Genomic DNA, 24,476 nt, shown 5'->3' with positions numbered 1-24,476 from the left:
AAAGACTTATAAAATTTTCTAAATTTTAAAATTTATCTAAATCAAACCGGTGCGCGGGGTGCGCACCGATAATAGAAGAATTGCTTTTAAAGGATTATTAATCCATTTGTTTGCGTAAAAATGTCGGCTCTTCTAACTCATCATAAGTTTCATCGCCGTTGAAATCGCCACTAGCTACTTTTTGTTTAGCGAAAAATGAGCTTCTAGCGCATTTTTCTAGGATAGCTTGTCTGCTATCAGCGACGCTTTGTTTAATTACTTGCTTTTTTTCAGCGGCGCTCTTTTCGAAGCCAGTAGCTATCAGAGTAACCTCTACGCGGTTATTTTCGATACTATCATCTGTTGTCGTTCCAAAGATTATATCCGCGTCCTCGCTGACAGCCTCTCTGATGATATTCATAGCGCACTCGATTTCGATAAGCGAGCAATCAGGTGAAATTTTGAAATGAACCAAAACGCCTTGTGCGCCGTTGATTGAAACATTATCAAGTAGCGGTGATTGGATAGCTGCTTTTATCGCTTCCTCTGCCGCGTCCTCGCCGTCGCATACACCTGTGCCCATTAGCGCCATACCGCGGTGTTGCATTACCTTGCGAACATCAGCATAATCCACATTCATATCGCTATCGCCTGATTCTAAAATCACAGAAATCATACCATTTACAGCTTGGGCTAGGACATTATCGACCTTTTTGTAGGCCTCTTTGATACCTGTTTTTTTATCAATGATTTTCAATAAATTTTGATTTGGGATTACGATTACAGAATCGCACTCTTTTTTAAGCTCTTCTAAGCCCTCTTGCGCTAGGCGCATGCGTTTTTTACCCTCGAAATCAAACGGAGTTGTAACGATACCGATTGTTAGGGCCTTTTTCTCCTTAGCAGCTTTTGCTACGATTGGAGCCGCGCCAGTGCCTGTGCCACCACCAAAACCAGAGCCTACAAAGACCATATCAGCGTAATCTAGGCGATCTTTTAGATCCTCATAGCTCTCCTCGGCAGCACCGCGACCCATAGTAGGATCCATACCGCAACCAAGTCCTCTGGTTAAATTTGGTCCAAGTTGAATTCTAGTTTTTGCGATTGATTTTTCTAGTGCTTGAACATCTGTGTTAGCCACCATAAGCTCGACATCGGCCTTAGTAAAACCCTCTCTAATCATATGATTAATCATATTGCAACCGCCGCCACCGACGCCGATTACTTTCATTTTGGCGCCATAAACACCTTTGTTTTCTTCCACAATAAATCCTTTCATTGCAATCTCCTCTATTAAAATTAAAAGCTATTTTTTATCATTGTCATAAATTTTTCAAACATATTTGGCTTCTTTTTCTCTGGAAGCCCAATGCCAAGCCCGCCGTTATTTGCCATAGTGTTAGTGTTAGTAACACTGCTTTTTACCTCTTCTGTTTCTATCGCTTGCGTTACTTCTTTTTCATAGTATGTCGAACTCTCTCTGCTCGTAGAGATTTTTATAGTTTCATCTTTGTAACGAAGCTCGCCGTTAGAATCAATCTCATACGGCGTAAAATCGCCAAATCCATACATACAAAGTCCAACCGCACAAGCATTAGCACTATCGTAAGAAATCTCAGAAAGCCCACTAACGCTCTTTGGTCTAGCTACTCTAACAGATATGTTATCAAAAACCATAGTGCCTAGGTCTCTGACATCATCTAGCTTAGCCATACCACCAGTGATGACTACGCCAGCGCCAAGCCTGTCTTTGTAGCCACTTTTATCTATTTTATCGGCTAAAAGATCGAATATTTCCTTAACTCTTGCTAATATTACTTGCGAAATAATTTCAAGGGAAATCAACTTACTCTCATCTTCCCTTTCGCCCATGATAGGCAAATTTACCTCGCTGTCGCCCTCGTTTATCAAATCATTATATGTGATTTTTATATTTTCTGCATAAGGTAGCGGTGTGTGAAGCGCACGAGAAAGGTCGTTAGTGATGTTATTCGAACCTAACATAACCACATCGTTATAACGCAACGAATTGCCTAGGTGAATAACCACATCGCAAGTCGCTCCGCCCATATCTATAAGCACTACGCCTAACTCTTTTTCATCTTTTGTTAGTGTAGAAATTGATGAGGCATAGCCAGATAGGACTATATTGCTAACCTTTACCCCTGCCATTTCTACTGATTTTTTCAAATTTTGGATTGAGCTTTTTGGAGCGATTATGATATGAACCGATACTTCTAGCCTCGATCCACTCATGCCAAGAGGATCTTCTATATGCTCTTGCTCGTCAATTTTGAAATCATAAGGAAGCACATGCAAAATAGTATAGTCGTTCGGGACATTGGCTTGCGCTTGGGCTACCTTCATAGCGCGATCTATCTCGTGGATACCGATCTCGCGCTCCATAGTGATTACACCACGCGATTTCACACTTTTGGCATACGAACCAGATATCGAAACCACCGCTCTATCGTAGTTGCGACCAGCACTTTTGATAGCGCCTTTTACAGCTTGTTTGATTGAGCTAGCAGCCTGCTCGATGTTAGTAATCACACCCTTTTTTATACCTAAGGTATCAGCTACACCTACTCCGCTAATGCTCAACTCGCCGTCATTTTTGGCTATTAAAGCACGAATTTTGTTAGACCCGATGTCTAAGCCTAAGATATACTCACTCACTATCTCTACCTTTATAATATCTTTCGAGTTTATAACGCTTTTCAAGAAGTTTTAACAAATCGCCTTGGAGATTTGAATTTATCATACCGTCGATTCTTTGCGCTACCATGGATTTGTTTTCGTTTATGCTAGTATCATCGCCTAAGCTTTGTTCTGTGATTTTATAGACCAAAGCCTTATCGTCAAAAAGCACAACGCCCTCTTTGGCTGGTTTAGAAAACATTTCGCTGATAAATTTATAAAATTCATCATCTCTAAGCGAAGTTGTATTTTGTGAATTTAGCGTAAATTTGCCAAATTCAGTTCCTTTGAAATCTTTAAGTGCGTTTTGCGCATTTTCGTTTAAAACCTCGCTAGCCCTAACCACGCGGTAATCAGCCGCCGCTAACTCTTTTGCCTCTTCGAAACCAAGAGGTTTTGGCTCGTCTATGCTAGCGATTTTTACGATTAAATTTCCGTCATTGTAAGCAAAAGGTTTTAAAATCTCGCCGACCTTAGCCTCTCCAAGCTCACCCACAGGAAATGTGCTAGGCGTGGCGATAATGGTTTCATTGGTATCAGCTTCGCCTTTTTTGATTTCCAAATATTTTTTTAGCGCTGTTTTTTTGGCTTGATCGACGCTAAAATCCTTTATCACGCTATCTTTTGCTGCGGCGAAATCTAACACCTTATCATCGCTTCCACGATATGCCGAGCGATTTTCGTTATAAAATTTTTCCAGTTCGGCGTCGCTAGCCTCTGCTGTTTTGGTAGGCATAAAGTATGTATTTAGGATGTATTTTTTCTCACTCATATAGTGATTTTTTTCGCCCTCCCAAAATTTCTTTAACTCATCGTCGCTAAAACTAACATTATCATCAGCGTAAATTATTTGTGCTTGCACGCTATCTTGCACCAAACCAGAGGCCGTGATAGCCTCAACGATATCCATATTTGGCACGACTTTTATCGCGTCGCTAAGCTTTTCTAGCGTGATTGCTTTTTGTAAATTTCGCTCAAATTCTTTTTTGGTAAGACCTGAATTTTTGACGCTGTTATCGTATAAAGTCTGATTAAAAACGCCATTTTCTTGGAAGGCTGGCGCATTTACCACAAACTCGGCCACATCTTTTTCCGTAGCCCTTAGCCCCAAATCGTTAGCGAAATTTAAAAAATATGCCTCTTTAATAAGCTCGTTTGCAGCGATTTCGTCTAGGCGCATTTGATCAGCTTGCTCCCTAGTAAATCTGCCGTCACTCATGCTATAAAGACGATTATAAAGCTCAGAATATTTCGTATTTAGTTCTTGGTTAGTAACAGAAATTTGTCCTACTTTGGCGATAGAACCAGCTCTGTTTGCGTTCATATCATACGCGCCCCAGCCCACAAAACCAGCACCGACGAAAGCTATCGTGCTAATCCAGATAGTAGGTATGAGCGACTTTTTATGCTTTTGCATCCAATTGATCATAAATTATTTCCCTTTAATCAACTAACAAAATATGTTAGTATTATACAGATAAAAACCTTATGTAACACTGAAAAATAGGCATTTTTGTCATTTTATAACGCGTTAGTAACATTTTTTTACAAAAAAGTTAATTATGGTTTAGTAAAAGCATTTTGCAACTATTTTCCAAAACCGCGATTTTTTTCGCAAGGCTCTGTGCGCTTCTGGCATACGCAAACACGCCATATCCCCTAACCACGATGATATCACTATTTTCGCTCATCATATAATTGTAAATTTCGTGCGGTGCCCTATCGTGCCAATCATCGTAATTTTTCGGATCGTAAATTTCAAGTCGTTTTATGATAGTCGCACCATAATAATCACGCGGTATGATAAAGTCGTGTTCTAAGGTATATGCAAGCAAATACGGTGGCATAGCGTAAGCAACGAATTTGGCTTCTTTAATATTTTTATATATATTTAAATGTATATCACTATCTATACTCGCCTCTTCCCAACGATAGTCCTTTTTGGCAAACAACGCCACGAAATCGTCCAAGCCTAGGCTATCAAAAATGGCATTTTTTTTGTTGATAATGAATTGATTATCCTTAACTTTGGCTGAAATCGAGCCGTGAAAAATGCCAAAAAGCTCCTTTCTAAACATCGAAAGCGAAATTCTACGCAAAATTTCGTAATAATACTCGTCCATTTTTTACCTTTTACCTAAAAAATGCGCTATTATACTAAACTAGAAATTTTAAAAGGATTAAGTTTGCAAATTCCTCATATTCCAGTTTTATTTAACGAAACACTTAGCGCATTTTCGGACACCCAAGGCGGCTACATACTTGATTGCACCCTAGGATACGCAGGACATAGCCAAGGTATCTTGCAAAGCCTACCAAATGTCCATTTAATCGCATGTGATAGGGATAGCGAGGCGATAAATTTTTCGAGTAAAAGGCTAGAAAATTTCAAAGATCGCGTGCAAATCCATAAGGCAAAATTTAGTGAAATTTTAAAAATTTTGCCAGATGAAAAAATAAAAAACATAAGGGGAATTTTAGCCGATATCGGCGTTTCATCGCTTCAAATCGACAAAAACGAGCGGGGTTTTGGGCTAGGAAGCGACGAGCTAGATATGCGTATGGACAGCTCCTGCTCAAAAGACGCGAAATTTATAGTAAATAATTATACAAAAGATGAACTTACACGGATTTTGCGCGAATATGGCGAGCTACCAAACGCATATCAAATCGCTGAAAAAATTATCCAAGCACGCAAACTCTCACCGATTACCAGCGCGAAAGATTTGGCGCAAATAATCGGCACTAAACCTGCCAAAAACAGAAGCGTAAGCCCTGCAATCCTCGCATTTCAGGCAATCAGAATCGAGGTAAATAACGAACTTGGCGAGCTTGGCGAGCTTTTAAATTTAATCGAACAAAAAGCAAAAAATAAAGTCTTAACTAATGCAAAAATTGCTATAATCTCCTTTCACTCGCTCGAAGATCGTATCGTAAAAACGCGTTTTAAAGAGTGGGAAAAAGCGTGTATTTGCCCAGAATTTGCACTAAAATGCGAGTGTGGAGCTAACCACAATCTAGGCAAAATCATAAGCAAAAAGCCAATCACCGCTAGTAGCGAAGAGCTAGCGCAAAATTCTCGCGCAAGTAGTGCGAAACTGAGAATTTTTCAGATAAAATAGCCAAATTTAGGCTATTTTAGTAAAATTTTATTAAAAATTATAAGCAAAATTTTGTGTAAAATATTATGCTAAATTTTACTTATAATTTTTCTAATTTTGAAAATTTTAAAATTAAAATGGAGAAAATTTTGAATAACGAATATGATTTTATCATAAATAATTCCGTCCCAAACAGAGCCAAATCCACGCCCAAGACGAGCGAATATATCAGCGACGAACAAAACCAAATTTTGCAAAACTACCAAACCACAAATTTCAAAGAGGTAAATTTATCCTTAAACAAACTTTTGATGACCTATTTGGTAATGATGTTCGTGTTTTTGCTAACCGTGCCGGCGATTTTTATCCGAAACGAGATTTACTACATTTCGCGCGACATCGCAGAGCTTCGCACCAAACACGAGGTCTTGCTCGAAGAAAACCGCGCGCTTAAAAACAATATCGAGTTTTTGCGCTTCAAAAAAGAGATCATCGACGCCGTCAATCTCGATGACAAACCAAACTAACGCCCAGTTTGGCTAACTAACGCACTAACTAACAAAAAATTTATGTGATTAATTTTAAATTTATTTCGCTACCGCAAGTTTGAAACACTGCCCCGAAATTTTGATTTGCCATTTTGAGAAGCTGTTTTACTAGGCGTGCAATCCAGAAAAATTCCATAGCCTTTAATCTGTCATTGCGAGAATTTTGCGTTAGCAAAATTCGTGGCAATCTACGAGCTAAAATCACCGAACGATAAATTCGCAAATTTTATAAAATTCCATAAATTTCAAAATTTTAGCAAACAAACTAACCTTAAATTTTAAACTCGTAGATTGCACGCTCATTTCACTCGCTCGCAATGACAAATTCAACTACATTTACTACTATTATTGTGAAAATTTTGCAAAAATAAATGAAAGGCGTGGCTATAAGCCGAGTTCTGTCTGTGCGGTCATTTATCTACACTGGTTTTTGCAAACCAGTTCTAGCGAATAGTATCTTATAAGACCTTACCTTCTATTCTTGCTGCGAGTTGGGTTTGCACTGCCGCCCATGTCTCCATGCGCGCGGTGGGCTCTTACCCCGCCCTTTCACCCTTACCACAGCGCGAACGCTATGGCGGTTTGCTTTCTGTTGCACTTTCCCTATGGTTTCCCACGGCGTCCGTTAGACGCAACTCTGTCTTATTGCAGCTCGGACTTTCCTCTTGTTTATCACAAGCGACCGCTCGCCACGCCGAAGCGCAATTATAGCCTTTTATGCTTAAATTTCACAAACGCCAAATTTGGAAAAATTTGTAATTTTTAAGCTATGAGCCTAGAATTTTAAAATTTAAATTTCTATGAAATCCTGCCATTTGCCCTGCTCTTAATTTAAACTTTGTAGATTGCCACGAATTTTGCTACGCAAAATTCTCGCAATGACACTTAGGGGCAAAATTTGTTTGATTTGTCATTGCGAGGAGCGAAGCGACGAAGCAATCTACGAATTTAAACAACCAAAAAGCAAAATTTGCAGAATTTTAAAATTCAAAAAATCTGCGAAATTCTGCCATTTGTCCTGCTTTTAATTTTAAACTTTGTAGATTGCCACGAATTTTGCTACGCAAAATTCTCGCAATGACACTTATGGCAAAATTTCGGCGCAGTGTTTAAGGATTGCGTCAGCAAGAAATTTGAAATTTTATCTTACTTTTTCTTTAAATTTTGCGTAGAATTTGCCGTGGCATTTGCGTCGATATAGCCCATATCCACGAGTTTTTCGAAGATTTTTTTCACCACAGGACCTGCCGCGCTTCCGCCACCGCCTCCGTGCTCGACTAGCACCGTAACGGCGTATTTTGGGTTTTCATACGGGCCGAAGCTCGTCATCCACGCATGCGAGCGGTGGAAATAATCCATTTGCGACTCTTTTAGGCGTTTGTTTGTCTTTTGCGATAGTCCTACGACCTGCGCGGTGCCGGTTTTGACCGCGAGCGGGACGACAGCGTCTTTCATGATTTTATACGCAGTTCCGCCGTTTGGGTTGTTTCCTACCTCATACATACCGCGCCTTACAAGCGGGAGTTGGTTTTTTTCAGCTGGGGTGAAAAGCTCGCCCGGCTCGAAGCTAATCTCTTCGCCGTCAATGCTCTTTAAAAAATGTGGGATTATCGCCTTGCCTGTGGCGATTTGGGCTGTATTTTTGGCTACTTGCATAGGCGTTACTAGCACATCGCCTTGACCGATTGAGGCATTTACGGTCTCGCCTTGATACCATGGGCGTTTGAATTTCTGCATTTTCCACGCCTTATTTGGCATGGTGCCTACGAATTCGTTCGGCAAATCCACGCCCGTTTTTACGCCGTATCCCATGCGGTTAAGGTAAGCTGACATATAATCAATCCCCACGATCAGCGAACCTTCGTAAAAATATATATCGCAGCTACTTTTGATAGCCTGCACTAGGCTCACTCTGCCGTGCCCTCCACTACTCCAACACCTAAATCTGCGCCCTCCAAGCTCAATCGCACCACCGCAAAATGCAGTCCAATTCTCATTTATCTTGCCACTGTTTAAAAAGCTCATTCCCACAGCCATTTTGATTACCGAGCCTGGCGGATAGAGGCCATTTACGAGCTTGTTTGTAAATGGGTGGCGCGGATCTTTGATTAGCTCGTCCCACTGGGCTTGCGAAATTCCGCCCACAAAGGTGTTTAGATTATACTCAGGGAAGCTTCCAGCGCCCAGTATCGCGCCGTCTTTGAGATCAATCACGATCGCCACGCCGTCTTTGTCTTTGAAAATTTCTTCTAAATATTTTTGAAATTCCAAATCAATCGTCAGCGAAATCTCGCTACTGCTTGGCTCCTCGTATGAAATCTCCTCGACAACCTCATTTAGCGCAGTTACCTTGGTCTTGCGCTCGCCCCTTTTGCCCTGCAAAATTTCATTATAATACCCCTCCACACCGCTTCTGCCGTTATATCCAGTAAGGGCTGAGAGAGGGTTGGATTTGATATCTTTTTTATTCGCGCGTCCGACATAGCCGATGATATGCGAGGCGAGATGATTGTGCGGATAGTAGCGTTGCGAAGCAGGTTCGACACGGATATTTTCGTGCAGATTTAAATTCGCAAAATGCGTGATTGTTTCGTTGTAATCCAAAAATTTAACCACTTCGATAAAATTTTGGTTATAAACCGAGTTTTCGTCCTTGTAAATTTTGCGCATTTGCGTGGTGTTTAAATCCGCGAAATATTTGCTGATATTTGCTAGCTCAGCGTCCAGCGCACTATCTTTTAAATGTGGCGCAATCAAAAGCGAAAATCCGATATTATTAATCGCTAGCGGGCGATTTTTGACGTCTAGTATCTGCCCCCTCACAGGCGGGATATACTCGGTCGAGACGACATTGTTTTTGGCGATTTGCTCGTAAAATTCGTTTGATTTGATAGCTAGATAATACACCCTAACCAAAAGCATGGTAAAAAACGCCAAAACAAAGAAAAAGACGAATTTTAATCTCATACAAATCGCCCCTTAAAAAAGAGCAAACTAAGCAAAATATCGACCACGATATAGCTTAAATACTCGCTTCCCACACTCATAGCGTCAGCTTTTTTGATATACGAAATCGCGCCATTTACCCCCAAAATCAGTGCATAAGCGATTAACACATACAAAGCTAGCAAAAAGTTGCGGAATTTGATATTTCGCAGGCTAAATTCATAGATAAAAGTGTAAAAAATAATGTAAGCTAGCGCAATGCTAAATAGGTTAAATCCATAAATTTGCTCGGCGCAAAATAGGTAAAAAATCGCAAAATAATAAGTAAAATTGTATTTTTTAAATTTGTTTTCATGCTCGAATTTCAGCACCACCAAAGTCACGAAAAAAAACCCCAAAAGTGGCGGCAGTCCCCGATACATCACGCTTAAAAGCAGATAAAACGCGACGCCAAAGCTTAGGGCAAAATCGACTATAAGGTATAAATTACCGCGACTTCGTTGCATACTGGAAACTTTTTGCAAGATATACAATCTGCCCAAATTTTTTGGGCTGGAAGCTCGTCTTTGCTGATTTCTTTAAAGCCGTTTTGCTCGAAAAAATGCTTTTGATAAGTTAGCGCAAAGACATTTTTTAAGCCATAAAATTTCGCCTCGTCTAATAAAGCTTTGACGATTTTCGAGCCGATTCCTCGCCTGCGAAATTTCGGCGAGACGACAAATGAGCGAATTTCTGCAAGATCTGCATTGAAAATTTTCAAAGACGCATATCCTGCAAGCTCGGCGTTTTGTGGTTTTTGGGCGAAATACTGCGTGTAAGAGGCGCAAATTTGGGAATTTTGGTTTGAAATTTCACTAGAATTTGCCCCTAAATTTTCGCTATCAAATTTCAGCTCAGTATTTTCTGGCTTGGCGCACGCCTCATCGCAGACATACGCTAGCGTGTATGAGCGGATATATGTGGCGATCTCATCGTCGCTTCTAGGCAAAATCACACCGCTTTCGACTTCGGCTTTTATCATTTCTTGCATTGCGCCTATGTCGCACAGACGCGGTTTTTCTAGCACTATCATAGTCCAAACGCCCTTTTTATGATTAATTCGCGCGCTTTGGCTATGCCAGAACCTTTTAGCGTCGAAACAAAAAGTGCGCCAGGATCGCTTTTAAGCAATTTTGCGCGCCCGGCTTGATTTAGTTTGTCAGCTTTCGTGTAAAGGCGCAAAATTTGCTGATCACCCCGCAAAAAGCTCTCCACATACTCACGCAAATTTCTATCAATATCCAAATCGAATTGGCGTGAATCTATCAAATGGACAAAAAGCTTGATATTTGGGCGGTTTTTGATAAATTCGTCCAAATTTTTCTGCCAGATATAGTGCATTTTTTTCGACACTTTTGCGTATCCAAAACCCGGCAAATCCACAAACATAAGCGAAAAATTCTCGCCTAAATTTGCCAAAGCTTCATCAAATTTTTCATTTTCGCTAAATTTTTGCCCAAATTTTACTTCGAAATAATTCACAAGTTGCGTCTTGCCCGGCGTAGAGCTTGATTTGGCTAGCCCCTTGCGCTGAGTTAGAGCGTTTATCAGGCTGGATTTGCCCACATTTGAGCGCCCCAAAAACGCCACCTCGCTCATCGCAAACTCTGGGCTATCGGCAATCCCTGCGGCGGAAGTTATAAATTTCGCGTCGTTTATGTTTATCATTTTTGTTGATCTTCTACTTGAAAGATTAATCTCACAGGCTTTTTGCCAGCGCCGCCATTTGGCGCGGATTTCACCTCGTAGGTGCCTTTGGTGCGATTGACCACAATCTGCTCGCCAAAGACCTCTTTTTTGGTCTCAGTTTCGTGCAAATGCGCGTTTCCTTCGAGCGTGTATGTCTCAGCGCCCGGTGTGTATGTCAGCACTGCGCCCTGCCCGTCGTAGTGTTTGTCATTTACTAGCACCTTAAATTTCGCATTTCCTGTGGCGACATATTTTGTGGGTTGCTTTTTTGCATCGAAATAAATCGTAACCTTATCCGAAGTTAGCGTATCATAAGAGCCTTTTTTTATCTTTACATTGCCCGTTAGGGTGCTGATTTGTTTGACCTCGTCAGCGAAAAAATTATCCGCCGTAACCTCGACTAGCTCAGGTGCGCAAAATGCGCTCATACAAGCCAAAAGTGATGAAAAAATCGCTAATTTGATGAATTTTTGTCCTGCGTGTAATACCATGCGTGAATTCCTTTTGAGTTTGTTTTTTTATTTTTTGTATCGTAACTGATTTTTTCGCCAGTTACTTTGTTTTCGCCCTGAGTGAGGGTGTATGGCACATCTGAGCGAACGATTTTGTTTTTGAGATTGTAGGTGATTTGCTCGGATTTATAATCTATTTCGTCGCTGTTGCGGTAATGCGCCGAACCGCTAAATTTGATATTATCACCCTTTTTAACGGCTAAATTTGAGCTAATTGTGTGATTTATATCGTCTATTATCACAGCGTCAAATTCGTAAAATTCATCGCGATCTTTGTAGCGAATCCCGTTTTTCGCCCTGAATTCGCCAGTGATTTTCTCGCCCACTTGATAATCTCTCACACCTTGCATTTCGAGATTTGAGACATTTAAATTTTCCTTAAACATCTCCTCGAAATACGGAGTTTGCACGCTTAGAAACACCATAGCGACGCTAAAAATCGCGATTACGACATAGAAAATTTTTATAACCATTTAGAGTTCCAAATCTCTCGCATATTGTTTTTATCGACTAAGATTTCAATCATCTCGCGCACCGCCCCGTGCCCGCCACGCGCATTTAGCGTGTAATCAGCCCTTAGCGAATTTAGCGCGTCGCTCGGTTTAAAACTCATGCCAACAGCGTTTAGCAGTTTCGCGTCGTTTAAATCATCGCCAATCGCCGCAGCCTCGCTAAAATCGAGCCCGAGTTCGGCTAAAATTTCACTAGCTCTGCCAAATTTGTCCTTTTCGCCCTGAAAAACAAAAGGAATTTTAAGCTCCTTTGCCCTATTTGCCACGATTTGCGAGCTTTTGCCTGTGATTATGGCAGCGTAAAGACCGCACCTTTGCCACTCTTGGATCCCAAAGCCGTCTTTGACATCGAATCTCTTCATCGTCTCGCCACTCTCTGCGTGATACAGCGCGCCGTCAGTGAGCGAACCATCGACATCTAAAAAAATAATTTTTATCATAAATTTTCCCATAATTTGTAAATTTAAAAGCTAATGATTTTAGCCAAATTTTGCTTATAAAACAGCCATTTTAAAGTAAAATTTTAAAGCTTTGGTTAATAGAATTTATTTCATAAAAACGCAAAAAATATATGTTAAACAGAATAATATCGGCAAGATTATCGCAAAAATGCAAAGCGCACTTTTTATTCGCCTTTTGTAATACGCTCTTTGGTCGCTAAAATTCGGCGTGCGCGCAAATTTTATGGTATAAAAAACCACAAAACAAAGCGAAATTAGCCATAAAAGTGGTAAAAATCCAAGAAATGCCAAAGCAAGAGTTGTTTGCATTTTAATCCTTTAAATTTCGCTAAATTTTAGCGCAAATTCCATTGATTGTGCAAATAATTTTTACAATTCTCATCGCAAAAAAAGATAATTCATCGGTAGAAATCATAAAATTTTCATTTTCCTCTACATCATACATTTTTCCCATTTTATTCTCCTTCTAAAATTTTTATTGTTTCTTGACTTACGCCATTATTTTTTGCACTATTTAAATATTTTGTGCGAAGTTTTTCATTTTTTATAAGCCCAGCATCCGCTACGAATTTTATAAATTCAGTATCATCCGCACCCACAAACACACTCATTATAAATGCCAATTCTTGCTCATCAAAATCCTCAATAGAATAATTTTGAAAAATTATTTGAATATATTCCTTGTATTTTTCTCTTGTAAGTTGGTAATTTTTGCTTTTTAAAAAGTGTTTAAAGCCAGACATATCTTTGTTTTGCATAAAAGTATTCATTTTCTTTTCAACCAATAAATTTGCAAGTAATTCTAGTGCTTTATGTGGTTTTACTTTATTTTTTGCAAATATTTCTAGAAGTTTTGGAGTTAAATTTTCACTTATCACTACGACTGGTGCATATAAATTTACTCGTTCATTGTCGAAATAACACGGAGCTTTGATATCAAGCCCTTTTGACATTAGATAATCAATGAGTTCAACTTGTCTTTTTTCATTTTTAAAGCCAGATAATATACTCATAAGATTTGAGACAAAATGTTCTTTTTCGTTTTTTATTACTCTAAAATTTGAGTTAATATTTAGTCCAGCACCAATAAAAAAATCATAAATTTTTTTATTTTCAGTCGTATTACTATCGTTTAAAAAGCGAAAGTTTAAATAAGATAAAATTTCAGATTGAATACTATCTTCATCGTAAAATTCATGATTTAAATTTAAATTTCCTTTGTTTTTAGAAAAATAATCTACGATTTCATAATAACTAGAATTCAAAATTAAATTTTCGATTTTTTTACTAAAATTATTATCCAAATTTTCCCCAAACAGAATAGTATTTAAACCAAAAATCAAAAATAATAAAATTAAAATTTTGTGTTTCATAATTTTCCTTTAAATTTCAAATTTACGCCACTTTTTTTGCCCGCTTTTTTATAACCAAACATACAACCAAGCCAGCGCCCAGCCTCTCTTCCCTCGTCATAATCGTTTTTGTCTGCCATTTTGTATCCTTTCTTAATTTAAAATTTCTTTTATTTTTTCATCGTTTGTGATTTTATAAAGCAATTCAAGCCAAAATTTATTTCCTTTATTCAGCTCATTTAATGGCTTTTTGTCTAAAATTTTATTCATTATTTTTAATTTGTTGTCGCGAAATTTGGCGTATTTTTCAGATTTGACAAATTCTAAAATTTCGTTTGGAATTGGTTTGTCTTTGTGATACTTGCCGCCACTTGATTGCTCAACAAATCTAATAATATCAAATGCCAAATTCTTTATTTCGTCGAAATTTTCACCGAATTCAAAGTAATTATTTTCTAAAAATAGTAAAAACAATTCTTCGTCATCGTGGAGATAATTAGCTAAATAATCACTATTTACACCATGTAATTTCAAATAGTTTTTCATTATGTCTGATGTAAGCCCTAGCCTAAAAATATTATTTGTGTTTTCATATTTTAACTCGGTTGAAGCCGTTTGCGTTAAAACACAAAATTCTAATTCTACAAGCTGTATCGGCACAGTAATCTCTAAACCATTTTTTAGCAGAAAATTTGCCATTTCGTTATCACAAGCGTCTGTTTCAAGCACATTTTTTAGTAGTAAATTTGCGCCACTTTTATCTTTTAAATTTATTAAATTTGGTTTTATTTTTAAAATTTCTTGCATTTTTTGATAATTTTTATTTTGTATAGCTTCGTGCAATTCATAAAAATATTTTGAATTTTTATTTGAAATTTCATCTGAATTTTCCCCAAACAACGCCGAATTTAAACCGAAAATCAAAAATAATAAAATTAAAATTTTATGTTTCATAGTTTTCCTTTAAATTTCAAATTTACGCCACTTTTTTGCTGTGACTTTTACTTTTCTTAGCGTTATTTTACATCAAATTAAAAAAATCAAATACTAATTTTTTTGTAAATTCAGCGTCTGTGGTTTTGCGCTTCATAGATTATCTAAATAACAGCCCTCTTGCGATGAAAAATCGTTGGCGTTAAGGCGAATAAATTAGTAAATTTTCAAATCTGCGATAAAATTTGCGCTAGTTTCGCTGAATTTAGCGAACCGATTTGGCGCAGGTTTTCTAACTCACTGCCATTTTTAAAAAACAAAATCGCAGGCGGTCCCATAATGCCAAATTCTCTCTTAATCTCGCTCATTTGGGGGCTGTTTTGGGTCAAATCAACCTTAACAAGCGTGAAATTTGACAAAATTTCAGCCAAACTCTCATCGCCAAACGCCGCCTCACTCTCTTCGCAGTTTTTGCACCACTGCGCCCAAAAATCCACAATCACGGGCTTTTGCGAGCCTTTAATCATCTCGCGTAACTCGCCCAAATCTCGCACGAAAATAAAATTTTCCCCATTTTTCGCACTTTGCGTCATATCGCTTTTTTGCATAGCTACGCCCTTTTGTGCCGAAATTTCGCTAAGTGGCTTGGTAAAATCCCTCGCCCCGCTTGCAAATCCGATGAGTAAAAGCACGCTATAAACTAGCGTTAAAAGCGCGAGTGCGCGTTTTAGTGCGTTTGCGCGCGCATCAAATAATCCCAAAACCCCAGCCATTAAAGCGCACAAAATCGCGTAAAATAACAGTGCTAAATTTTCTCCGATTATGAAGCGCACTATCCAAACCGCCATAAACAAAAGCAAAAATCCAAAGATTTTTGGTACCACTTCCATCCACTCGCCTGGACGCGGTAGCGCGCCTCCAAGCCCGATTATAATGAGCAAAACCCCGCTTCCAAGCCCCAAGGCAAAAAGCGCACTAGCTCCAAGTGCTATATTTGCGCTATTTGCGATGTATATTAGCGCAGCACTTAGCGGGGCTGAAATGCAAGGGCTAACCATAAGTGATGAAATCGCCCCCATTAAAAAAACGCCCACAAATCCGCTTCTCGCGTCGCTTTTGGCACTTAGGAAATTTTGCAACCCACTAGGAAGCCTAATCTCATAAAGCCCAAAAAGCGAAAACGCCAAAGCCACAAAAATAACAGCCGTGATGATTAAGGCGATTTTATTTTGCAAAATACCTTGCAAATTTTCGCCCAAAACCGCCACCCCAGCGCCCAAAACCGCATACGAACTCGCCATGCCAAGCACATAAATCACGCTTACAATCAGGCTTAATTTCACGCTTGGCTTGCTAGCTGTTTTAGCCACGATAATCGACGAGAGTATCGGTATGAGCGGATAAATGCAAGGTGTCAGAGAGAGCAAAACGCCAAAACCAAAAAACAAAATCAAGGTCATAAAAAAGCTTTTGTTTTCGAAAATTTCTAAAATTTGCGATTGGCTTAAATTTGAGCCAAAATTCCCCGAATTTTGCTCTAAATTTTGTTCTAAATTTTGCCCCGAAATACCTGCGCCTGCATTTTGCAAGGCCGAAATTTCATAGCTCTTGCCACTTTTATTTAACGCAAAGCCTCTGTTTTGTGGCTCGTAACAAAACCCACCCACAGTGCAACCAAGAAATTTCACTAAAATTTGAAAATTTTTGCTATCTTTTGCGTTCGCAAGCACCAACCCCATAGGCAGGGCAATGCTGAAATTTCCGTCATAAATTTGATGATTTTTATACGCTTTTGGCTCTGGCAAATTTAAAAGTGCGCCAACTTCTGCGCTATCAATGAAAATTTTTATCTCATCTTTGTAAATATAGATCTCATCTGCGACGCGAAAATTTAAGCTAATTTCGCTTTCGCTTGTGTTTGTATCGACGATGAAGGCCTCATTTGGCGCGATTACTTCGCCAAAAAGCGTGATAAAAAATAGAAAAATAAAAGATAAAATTCTCATTATTTGCCTTGAAATTTTTTCGTAATATTATCAAAAACATATTAAATTTTAATTCTTTTAAATGTATAATCTAAGTTTTATTTTCAAAAAAGGAGAACAAAATGGCTGAACAAACAAGCGATACACAACTCAAACAAATCGCATACGAGGGCAAAAAAATCAAAAAAATGAACAAAGAACTTTATGAGAGCGAGCTTGTAAAATTTCAAATCGAACTACTCAAACTCCAACGCTATGTCAAAGATAAAGGGCTAAAAGTCCTAATCATCATGGAAGGTCGCGACGCAGCGGGCAAAGGTGGCACAATCAAACGCCTAACCGAGCACCTAAACCCACGCGGTTGTCGCGTCGTGGCACTCGAAAAGCCAAGCAATGTCGAAAAAACACAATGGTATTTCCAACGCTATGTCGCGCATTTGCCAAGTGCGGGCGAGATTGTGATTTTTGATAGAAGCTGGTATAACCGCGCTATGGTCGAGCCTGTAATGGGATTTTGCACCGATGCTGAGCATAAAGAATTTCTGCGCCAAGTGCCGAAATTCGAGGAAATGCTAGCAAATTCTGGCATTATTTTGTTCAAATTTTATTTCTCAGTTTCAAAAGAGGAGCAACAAAAACGCTTCGAGGCGCGCCGCACAGACCCTCTTAAACAATACAAACTCTCCCCAGTAGATGCCAAATCACAAGAGCTTTGGGAACAATACACTTTGGCAAAATACTCAATGCTACTAGCCTCAAACACCGATATTGCGCCATGGATCGTGCTAGATAGTAATGACAAAAAAGCTGCAAGATTAAATGCGTTTCGCTGCATTTTAGCCAGAATTGATTATGATGAAAAAATCGATCCTAGCGAATTTAAAGTCGATGTGGATTTGGTCAGAACCGGCACAGAAGAAATCATGCTTATGGAAAATAGCCTTAGAAACGAGGGCTTGGAAAAATTAGAAACCCTAAAAAAAGCGCAAAAAGCTGAAAAACAGGTAAAACTAGGCACAGGTAAGCCAAAAGATAAAAAATAACCGAATTTAGACGCCGTTTGTGCGTCTAAATTTATCTTTTCTTAAATTTTTGATTTAATTTAACTAAATTTATATAAATTTTGATAAAATTCGCGGGAAACCAAACCACACAAAGGTAAAACATGACATATAAATTCGAAAATTTATACCAAAATTTAAGTTTCTATGCGAGCGAAAAATCTCGCCATATAGCGATTTATGACGAAGATATGGAGATTAGCTACGCAGAGCTTAAAGCCAAAGTCGATGCGATTGGCGCATATTTGCAAAATAGTGGAATTCGCTTCGGCGATAGAGTGGCTATGTATGTGCAAAACGGCTATGAGTTTTTCACCATTTTTCTAGGTATTACCTCAATCGGCGCGGTCGCTGTGCCTATGAATACCTTCCTTAAAAACGAGGAAATTGAGTATATTTTAGACAATTCGCGCGCTCGCATGATTTTCGCTTCAACCGCCCTTAGCAAGGAGCTTAAAAGCATTAGCGCACCAGATATCAGACGCATAATTTGGGTTAAAGGCAAAAGCGATGAGCCAACCCCAAACTCAGCCCTTCCAAACGCACAAACACAAGGCGCACTTAGCGAACACAATGTCAGCTTCGATACTGTGCTAGCCTGTAAAACCAAGCTAGAAATAGCAAAATCTCCGACCGAGAACGACCTTAGCCATATCGTCTATACCTCAGGCACGACAGGCAGGCCAAAGGGCGCTATGATTCGCTACAAAAACATACTCTCAAACGCCGATAAAGCCACACCTCGCTACAATGTGAGTGGCAAGGATAGATTTTTGGTATTTTTGCCGATGTTTCATAGCTTCACGCTGACTGCGACGCTGATTTTATCGCTATACAACGGCGCGAGCATAATCGCTCTAAAATCAGTTTTCCCTATCACAAATGTCCTAAATACCGCCCTAAAACGCAAAGCAACGGTATTTTTGGGAATCCCGTCAGTTTATACAATGCTAGGCAAGGCAAAACTTGGCTGGAAATTCAGATGGTTTAATAAGCTTAGAGTATTTATGTCAGGTGCAGCCCCTCTTGCACAACAAACAATCGACGAATTTTACAAAAAATTCCCAAAAGCCCACCTTATCGAGGGTTATGGACTTAGCGAGTGTTCGCCTATCGTATCGCTAAACTACTACGACAAACAAAAAATCCTAAGCGTAGGCACACCGCTTGACGGATACGAGGTCAAAATCGTAAATGATGAAACCATGGAAGTCGCTCGTGGCGAGATCGGCGAGATTATCGTGCGCGGGGATTGCGTCATGGAAGGATATCTAAATATCCCGCCAGAAGAGACACTGACAAACGGCTGGATTCGCACGGGAGATCTTGCGTATATGGACGATGAGGGATTTATCTATATCGTCGATCGTATCAAAGATATCATCATCGCCAAAGGCATAAATGTCTATCCGCGCGAGGTCGAGGAAATCATCTACAAAATGCCACAAGTCGAAGCCTGCGCGGTCGTGGGTATCAGAGATGAATACGCAGATGAGGAGGTCGTAGCCTTCGTGCAACTCAAAGAAAATCAAAAATTAAGCGAACGCGAAATCAAAACTTATCTGAAAAATCACCTAGCAAACTACAAAATTCCAAAGGTCGTGCATTTCGTGCCAGATCTACCACGCAACGCCACTGGCAAGGTTCTAAAACGCGCATTAAAAGAGCAAATCGCAAAAGAAGGCGAAAAAGCATAATTTGGCTTTTTAATTTTATTTTAACTTTAAATTTGACCCGTCGCTAACTCTCTTGACGGGTCAAAATCCTAATCAATACCTAAATTTCATCATAAAGCTTGATTTTTTTATATAATATAAATTTTAAAATTCGCAAATTTGATTACTAGAAGTTACTTTAAATTTTGTTTTATAAATTTTTGCAATAATAAAAAAATAAGGAAAAATATGAAATTTAAAAATCCGATTTACTATGTGGATAAATTTAACGATTTAATCAAATTTGCTTTTAAAAATAATCATATTTTTTTAGGAATTGTGCTTTTAATGTCGGCACTTTTATCGCCAGTGTGCTTTTTAATGGCGTATAATAATGTTCCAAATGAAAACGAAAAAATGGCTGTTGCTGGAATAATAACAGAGTTAAAATGTTATCCAGCAGGTTTTAAACACTCGGCACATTGCAAAGTAAAAATAGATAATTATTTTTTTAGAAACGATTTTGTAGATAGTTTTAATAATGGAGAAAATGGTCTTAAAAGGGCAAATTTAAGTGATTTATTGAAGATTGCTTATTATGAAAAGAAGTGTGTATTTATAGAATATTACAATAGCACGATTTTAAAAATGGAATATTGCAATGGCGAAACAATATATTTATTCGGACATTTAAACACATGGATTTTAGAACGCAAGATAATTACATTTTTAGGAATATTATTATTTTTAATTGCGATTTTTACGGCTATAAAATTAAAAAATTTAAATCCAATGCGTTAGATTTAAATTTGCAAAAATCAAATTCAGACATAAAAGTATCATCGATAGCTAAAAAACTATCAATGATTGCAAATTTTATTAAATTCAGCAAAATTATCTAGCCAAAATTCGTCTAAAAAACGCGCGATAAAATGCGCTAAATTTTGACTCTTTTTTTGCATAAATTGCGCAAAATACGCTTTGTAAATCCATTTTTTCTTGCAATGTGATCTTATACATATCAGTCTCCTAATAATTTTTTTATTTTATGTAGCACAAAAGACGCCTCGTCGCTATCGAGCTCGCAGAGCATTTGACAAATCGCAGTCGCCGCCTGCGGTTTGGTCGTGCCAAGGCGCCAATCCTGGTATGTCCTCATCGACACGCCAAGCTTTTTCGCCATTACAGCGTGAGAAATCTTTTTGCCCATATTTTTTGCCTCGACGGCATTATGCAAAATATTGAATATATCGCTCGTTTCTAACATGCCAAAATTATACAAGTTTTAGGATTAATTATACATTAATCTGTATAGTTTATCTAAATTTTGTATTGTTTATAAGCAAAATTAGTAAATTTTTGCGTTATATCGTGTGAATTATACAGAATTTCTCATAAAACAAACATAAAATTTTACAAAATTTCCAAGAATTTTAAGGAGGAAATTTAGCTATGAAACCACCAAATTTTGCACTCAAAACCAAATTTTGAAATTTCAAATTTTAGCAAACAAACAAGTAAAGTGCTAAAATTTTTAAAAAACCTTGACATTTTGCCACTCAATGTTGTATAATGTTAGCAATCAAAACGAAAGAGTGCTAATAAATGAAAACAAACAAGCGTGATTTGATACTTGATTCTATCATCGAAGCCTATTTGGACCTCAACGCTCCGATTGGCTCGTCGCAGTTAGGCGGGCGCATGGAGGTCGCTATACCAGCCTCGACGATTAGGGTGTATTTCAAAAAACTCAGCGACGAGGGCGCAATCACGCAACTTCATGTCAGTGGCGGGCGAATCCCCACAGTAGCGACCATGCAAGATTACTGGCGCGCTAAGCTCGATTTTAGCGAGATTTTATCGCTAAGAGACGGCGATGAGTTAGAAGCAATCTTAGAGGATTTTGATATTTATTGTATGATTTTTAGCGCAGAAAGCGAGTGTTTGACCGAGGTTATAAAGCACGATGAGCGTTTTATGATTTTGGTTTTCGACAAAGATGAGATTATTTTGAAATTTGATAACAGAATTTTCGAGCTTTTGTCGAATTTAATCGGAATTTCGCTCAAAGATTTGGAAGTCGCCTCTATGCAAATCGGTCTTAGGGAGCTAAACACCAAAATCCGCGAGCTGAAAAACTCAAAAATCGAGTTTATCGCAAACGAAGTCATGGCGTATAAAATTTTTAAAGATGAGAGATTTAAAATTTTGCTAAACCCCTCAATCGCCGTGAATTTTGACAAAAATTTAATCTTTGCGCCCTATTTCGAGCCTGGTTTTATGGGGATAAAATGCCCAGTAAAATTCGAAAACAAGGACGCTACGATGATTTGCGCTGGAAGTGTTTATGAGGATTATGAAAAATTTTTTAAATTTAGTAAAGGAGTAGCATGAGCCAAGAATTTGACGAAAAAACGCAAAATTCAGCAGGTGAATTTGAGGAAAAAGAGCACAAAAACTGCGGCGCTGGTTGCGGCTGCCAAAGCCCGCTAGCGGACGACGGCGATGAATTTAGCGAAGAGTTACAAAGCGAGTGTGAGTGCGAAAGCGCGCAAGATGATGAAATCACTAAGCTACAAAACGAACTTAGCGAGATTACGGATAAATTTTACCGCGCTAGTGCTGATTTCGACAATATCAAAAAGCGTTTAGAGCGCGAAAAAACCACAGCCGTGGAGTATGCGGCGGAAAAATTCGCAAAAGATCTCTTGCCGATAATCGACGCACTCGAAGAGGCCGCGAAAATCGATATTGAGGGCAACGAACTAGCCGATAAAATCGAAGAAGGCGTGAAGCAATGTATAAATTTGTTTTTAAGCACATTTGAAAAATACGGCATTACGCCGATTTCGATCGATGAGGGCTACGAGAGCGAAAGCGGTAAATTTTACCCAATCCAACTCGTAGAAAAAGAGGGAGCCAAAACAAACGACATAGTCCAAGTTTTGCAAAAAGGTTACCTTTACAAAGAGCGAATTTTGCGCCCTGTAATGGTTATTTTGGCGAAGTAAATTCGCAAATTTACAAAATTTAAAGAAAACAAAATTTAATAAAAAGGATAAAACATGGGAAAAGTAATTGGTATCGACCTAGGAACGACAAATTCGTGCGTTAGCATTTTTGAACGAGGCGAGAGCAAAATCATACCAAACAAAGAGGGCAAAAACACAACTCCCTCAGTTGTCGCATTTACCGACAAAGGCGAGGTTTTAGTCGGCGATAGCGCCAAACGCCAAGCCGTCACAAACCCTGAAAAAACAATTTATTCAATCAAAAGAATTATGGGTTTGATGATGAACGAGAAAAACGCGCAAGAGGCTAAAAAACGCCTTCCGTATAAAATCGTAGATCGCAACGGCGCGTGCGCGGTCGAAATCGCGGGCAAAGTCTATACCCCGCAAGAAATTTCAGCAAAAGTTTTAATCAAGCTAAAAGAGGACGCAGAGGCCTTCCTAGGCGAACCAGTAGTCGATGCAGTCATCACTGTGCCTGCGTATTTCAACGATAGCCAAAGAAAAGCGACAAAAGAAGCCGGCACAATCGCGGGGCTAAATGTCCTTCGTATCGTAAATGAGCCAACTGCGGCAGCTTTGGCGTATGGATTAGATAAAAAAGAAGCCGAAAAAATCGTGGTTTATGATTTGGGTGGCGGAACATTTGATGTCACCGTGCTAGAAACCGGCGATAGCGTGGTCGAAGTGCTATCTACTGGCGGAAATGCCTTCCTTGGTGGCGATGATTTTGACAACAAAGTAATCGACTTTTTAGCAAGCGAATTCCAAGCAGAAAACGGAATCGACCTTAAAAATGATGTCATGGCTATGCAACGCCTAAAAGAGGCCGCAGAAAACGCTAAAAAAGAACTTTCAAGCGCAATGGAAACAACGGTAAATTTACCTTTTATCACAGCAGATGCCACAGGTCCTAAACACCTTATGAAAACCATAACTAGGGCTAAATTTGAAAGTATGATTGATAGTTTGGTAGATGAGACAATCGACACTCTAAAACGCGTCGTTAGCGAAGCAGGACTTGGTATGAGCGATGTCAAAGAGGTCGTCATGGTCGGTGGCTCGACCCGCGTGCCACTTGTGCAAGAAGAGGTCAAAAAAGCATTTGGCAAAGAGCTAAATAAAAGTGTCAATCCAGACGAAGTCGTCGCAATCGGCGCAAGCGTGCAAGGTGCTGTTATCAAAGGCGATGTAAAAGATGTGCTTTTACTCGATGTTACGCCACTTAGCCTTGGCATCGAAACGCTTGGCAATGTAATGACTAAAATCATCGACAAAGGCACTACGATCCCAACCAAAAAATCGCAAGTCTTCTCGACTGCTGAGGATAACCAATCAGCCGTTACAATCAATGTCTTGCAAGGCGAGAGAGAGTTTGCCAGAGATAACAAATCACTAGGAAATTTCAACCTAGAAGGCATTATGCCAGCCCCTCGCGGTGTGCCTCAAATCGAGGTTGAGTTTAACATCGACGCAAACGGTATTTTAACAGTTACCGCAAAAGACAAAGCCACAGGCAAGGCAACTGATATTCGCATTACTGGTTCAAGCGGTCTAAGCGACGAAGAAATCGACAAAATGGTAAAAGATGCCGAACTTCACAAAGAAGAGGACAAAAAGCGCAAAGAAAGCGTAGATGCTAGAAACCACGCTGACGCTATCGCTCACCAAACAGAAAAATCACTTGCTGAAATGGGCGAAAAAGTCCCAGGCGAGCTAAGAGCAAATATCGAAAGCGCACTAAATGATCTAAAAGCAGTGCTAAAAGATGAAAATGCCTCAAAAGATCAAATAGATGCCAAGGTAAATGCCCTAAGCAAGGCGGCTGAGGATCTTTACAAAGCAGCTAGCGCGAACCAAAACCAAGGCGCAAATTCAAACAACGCCAAAAAAGACGATGATGTCATCGACGCAGAAGTCGAATAAATAAAATTTGAGCTAGCTTGCTAGCTCAAATTTCCGCCCAAATTTCCAAAATATCAAATTTTAATT

At 39.1% G+C, this 24,476-nt stretch carries 28 protein-coding genes and 1 other RNA gene; 8 read left to right on the top strand and 21 right to left on the bottom strand.

Going from position 1 to position 24,476, the window contains the following annotated elements; all coding sequences use genetic code 11:
- Nucleotides 1–97 precede the first annotated feature (97 nt).
- The 4 genes from ftsZ to OFO07_RS01045 all read right to left on the bottom strand — a co-directional run bounded on the left by ftsZ (nt 98) and on the right by OFO07_RS01045 (nt 4,802).
- Entirely contained in the window at nt 98–1,258 is a 1,161-nt protein-coding gene (gene ftsZ / locus OFO07_RS01060; RefSeq protein WP_270870624.1) for a cell division protein FtsZ, read from the bottom strand.
- A 20-nt stretch (nt 1,259–1,278) separates the two neighbouring features.
- Entirely contained in the window at nt 1,279–2,658 is a 1,380-nt protein-coding gene (gene ftsA / locus OFO07_RS01055) for a cell division protein FtsA (RefSeq protein WP_270862402.1), read from the bottom strand.
- Nucleotides 2,651–4,108, bottom strand: coding sequence for a peptidylprolyl isomerase (locus OFO07_RS01050; RefSeq protein ID WP_270870623.1), 1,458 nt, complete (start codon nt 4,106–4,108; stop codon nt 2,651–2,653). Before OFO07_RS01050 ends, ftsA begins: the two co-directional genes overlap by 8 nt.
- Nucleotides 4,109–4,235: 127 nt before the next feature.
- On the bottom strand, nt 4,236–4,802 hold the full coding sequence (locus tag OFO07_RS01045) for a class II aldolase and adducin N-terminal domain-containing protein (protein ID WP_270859434.1): 567 nt from the start codon (nt 4,800–4,802) through the stop codon (nt 4,236–4,238).
- 63 nt (nt 4,803–4,865) lie between these two features.
- Between OFO07_RS01045 and rsmH the strand changes: the two genes are divergently transcribed.
- Both rsmH and OFO07_RS01035 read left to right on the top strand, forming a co-directional pair.
- A complete protein-coding gene (gene rsmH / locus OFO07_RS01040) occupies nt 4,866–5,801 on the top strand; it encodes a 16S rRNA (cytosine(1402)-N(4))-methyltransferase RsmH (RefSeq protein ID WP_270870622.1) in 936 nt (311 codons plus the stop codon).
- A gap of 116 nt (nt 5,802–5,917) precedes the next feature.
- On the top strand, nt 5,918–6,307 hold the full coding sequence (locus OFO07_RS01035; RefSeq protein ID WP_270870621.1) for a hypothetical protein: 390 nt from the start codon (nt 5,918–5,920) through the stop codon (nt 6,305–6,307).
- A gap of 222 nt (nt 6,308–6,529) precedes the next feature.
- On the opposite strand, the gene OFO07_RS01030 is transcribed toward OFO07_RS01035, so the two are convergent.
- The 15 genes from OFO07_RS01030 to dsbD form a co-directional block, all read right to left on the bottom strand.
- Nucleotides 6,530–6,652 carry a hypothetical protein gene (locus OFO07_RS01030; protein ID WP_270870620.1) on the bottom strand — a complete coding sequence of 41 codons (123 nt, stop codon included), beginning with the start codon at nt 6,650–6,652 and terminating at the stop codon, nt 6,530–6,532.
- A gap of 47 nt (nt 6,653–6,699) precedes the next feature.
- Nucleotides 6,700–7,026: RNase P RNA component class A (gene rnpB / locus OFO07_RS01025), an RNA gene on the bottom strand.
- Between the two features lie 448 nt (nt 7,027–7,474).
- On the bottom strand, nt 7,475–9,295 hold the full coding sequence (gene mrdA, locus OFO07_RS01020) for a penicillin-binding protein 2 (RefSeq protein WP_270870619.1): 1,821 nt from the start codon (nt 9,293–9,295) through the stop codon (nt 7,475–7,477).
- Nucleotides 9,292–9,780: a hypothetical protein gene (locus OFO07_RS01015; RefSeq protein WP_270859430.1), complete on the bottom strand. Its 489-nt coding sequence runs from the start codon at nt 9,778–9,780 to the stop codon at nt 9,292–9,294. The genes mrdA and OFO07_RS01015 overlap by 4 nt, the downstream gene beginning before the upstream one ends.
- Nucleotides 9,747–10,346 (bottom strand): GNAT family N-acetyltransferase, encoded by a 600-nt coding sequence (locus tag OFO07_RS01010; protein ID WP_270870618.1) that lies wholly within the window; start codon nt 10,344–10,346, stop codon nt 9,747–9,749. Before OFO07_RS01010 ends, OFO07_RS01015 begins: the two co-directional genes overlap by 34 nt.
- Entirely contained in the window at nt 10,343–10,981 is a 639-nt protein-coding gene (locus OFO07_RS01005; RefSeq protein WP_270864898.1) for a GTP-binding protein, read from the bottom strand. Before OFO07_RS01005 ends, OFO07_RS01010 begins: the two co-directional genes overlap by 4 nt.
- The gene (gene lptA / locus OFO07_RS01000; protein WP_442868059.1) at nt 10,978–11,493 is read right to left on the bottom strand and encodes a lipopolysaccharide transport periplasmic protein LptA; all 516 of its coding nucleotides are present in this window, start codon (nt 11,491–11,493) and stop codon (nt 10,978–10,980) included. Before lptA ends, OFO07_RS01005 begins: the two co-directional genes overlap by 4 nt.
- Entirely contained in the window at nt 11,457–11,987 is a 531-nt protein-coding gene (gene lptC, locus OFO07_RS00995; protein ID WP_270870617.1) for an LPS export ABC transporter periplasmic protein LptC, read from the bottom strand. Before lptC ends, lptA begins: the two co-directional genes overlap by 37 nt.
- Nucleotides 11,978–12,466 carry a KdsC family phosphatase gene (locus OFO07_RS00990; protein ID WP_270859426.1) on the bottom strand — a complete coding sequence of 163 codons (489 nt, stop codon included), beginning with the start codon at nt 12,464–12,466 and terminating at the stop codon, nt 11,978–11,980. Before OFO07_RS00990 ends, lptC begins: the two co-directional genes overlap by 10 nt.
- A gap of 105 nt (nt 12,467–12,571) precedes the next feature.
- A complete protein-coding gene (locus tag OFO07_RS00985; RefSeq protein WP_270862393.1) occupies nt 12,572–12,796 on the bottom strand; it encodes a hypothetical protein in 225 nt (74 codons plus the stop codon).
- 19 nt (nt 12,797–12,815) lie between these two features.
- A complete protein-coding gene (locus tag OFO07_RS00980; protein ID WP_270862392.1) occupies nt 12,816–12,941 on the bottom strand; it encodes a hypothetical protein in 126 nt (41 codons plus the stop codon).
- Between the two features lies 1 nt (nt 12,942).
- Entirely contained in the window at nt 12,943–13,860 is a 918-nt protein-coding gene (locus OFO07_RS00975) for a hypothetical protein (RefSeq protein ID WP_270862391.1), read from the bottom strand.
- The gene (locus tag OFO07_RS00970) at nt 13,857–13,979 is read right to left on the bottom strand and encodes a hypothetical protein (RefSeq protein WP_270862390.1); all 123 of its coding nucleotides are present in this window, start codon (nt 13,977–13,979) and stop codon (nt 13,857–13,859) included. Before OFO07_RS00970 ends, OFO07_RS00975 begins: the two co-directional genes overlap by 4 nt.
- Nucleotides 13,980–13,992: 13 nt before the next feature.
- The gene (locus OFO07_RS00965) at nt 13,993–14,793 is read right to left on the bottom strand and encodes a hypothetical protein (protein WP_270862389.1); all 801 of its coding nucleotides are present in this window, start codon (nt 14,791–14,793) and stop codon (nt 13,993–13,995) included.
- Between the two features lie 206 nt (nt 14,794–14,999).
- The gene (gene dsbD, locus OFO07_RS00960) at nt 15,000–16,778 is read right to left on the bottom strand and encodes a protein-disulfide reductase DsbD (protein ID WP_270870616.1); all 1,779 of its coding nucleotides are present in this window, start codon (nt 16,776–16,778) and stop codon (nt 15,000–15,002) included.
- A gap of 101 nt (nt 16,779–16,879) precedes the next feature.
- Between dsbD and ppk2 the strand changes: the two genes are divergently transcribed.
- The 3 genes from ppk2 (at nt 16,880) to OFO07_RS00945 (ending at nt 20,274) form a co-directional block, all read left to right on the top strand.
- On the top strand, nt 16,880–17,800 hold the full coding sequence (gene ppk2 / locus OFO07_RS00955; RefSeq protein WP_442868058.1) for a polyphosphate kinase 2: 921 nt from the start codon (nt 16,880–16,882) through the stop codon (nt 17,798–17,800).
- Nucleotides 17,801–17,922: 122 nt separating this feature from the next.
- Complete coding sequence (locus tag OFO07_RS00950) at nt 17,923–19,515, top strand: long-chain-fatty-acid--CoA ligase (RefSeq protein WP_270868043.1); 1,593 nt, start codon at nt 17,923–17,925, stop codon at nt 19,513–19,515.
- A 207-nt stretch (nt 19,516–19,722) separates the two neighbouring features.
- Nucleotides 19,723–20,274 (top strand): hypothetical protein, encoded by a 552-nt coding sequence (locus tag OFO07_RS00945; protein ID WP_270870615.1) that lies wholly within the window; start codon nt 19,723–19,725, stop codon nt 20,272–20,274.
- A gap of 93 nt (nt 20,275–20,367) precedes the next feature.
- Here the strand turns inward: OFO07_RS00945 and OFO07_RS00940 are convergent, their stop codons facing one another.
- Together OFO07_RS00940 and OFO07_RS00935 are read right to left on the bottom strand one after the other, a co-directional pair.
- Entirely contained in the window at nt 20,368–20,493 is a 126-nt protein-coding gene (locus OFO07_RS00940; RefSeq protein ID WP_270859421.1) for a hypothetical protein, read from the bottom strand.
- A gap of 1 nt (nt 20,494) precedes the next feature.
- On the bottom strand, nt 20,495–20,740 hold the full coding sequence (locus tag OFO07_RS00935) for an XRE family transcriptional regulator (RefSeq protein ID WP_270859471.1): 246 nt from the start codon (nt 20,738–20,740) through the stop codon (nt 20,495–20,497).
- Between the two features lie 338 nt (nt 20,741–21,078).
- On the opposite strand from OFO07_RS00935, the gene OFO07_RS00930 reads away from it, so the two are divergent.
- From OFO07_RS00930 to dnaK, 3 genes are read left to right on the top strand one after another with little or no spacing between them, the layout of a single operon-like run.
- Nucleotides 21,079–21,867: an HrcA family transcriptional regulator gene (locus OFO07_RS00930; protein WP_270859420.1), complete on the top strand. Its 789-nt coding sequence runs from the start codon at nt 21,079–21,081 to the stop codon at nt 21,865–21,867.
- Nucleotides 21,864–22,484, top strand: coding sequence for a nucleotide exchange factor GrpE (locus OFO07_RS00925; protein ID WP_270870614.1), 621 nt, complete (start codon nt 21,864–21,866; stop codon nt 22,482–22,484). The genes OFO07_RS00930 and OFO07_RS00925 overlap by 4 nt, the downstream gene beginning before the upstream one ends.
- Before the next feature lie 54 nt (nt 22,485–22,538).
- The gene (gene dnaK / locus OFO07_RS00920; RefSeq protein ID WP_270870613.1) at nt 22,539–24,410 is read left to right on the top strand and encodes a molecular chaperone DnaK; all 1,872 of its coding nucleotides are present in this window, start codon (nt 22,539–22,541) and stop codon (nt 24,408–24,410) included.
- Nucleotides 24,411–24,476: the final 66 nt, after the last annotated feature.

Source organism: Campylobacter sp. JMF_06 NA1 (assembly GCF_027737785.1).
Taxonomy (GTDB): Bacteria; Campylobacterota; Campylobacteria; order Campylobacterales; family Campylobacteraceae; genus Campylobacter_B.
This window is presented reverse-complemented; position numbering and strand designations above follow the sequence as displayed.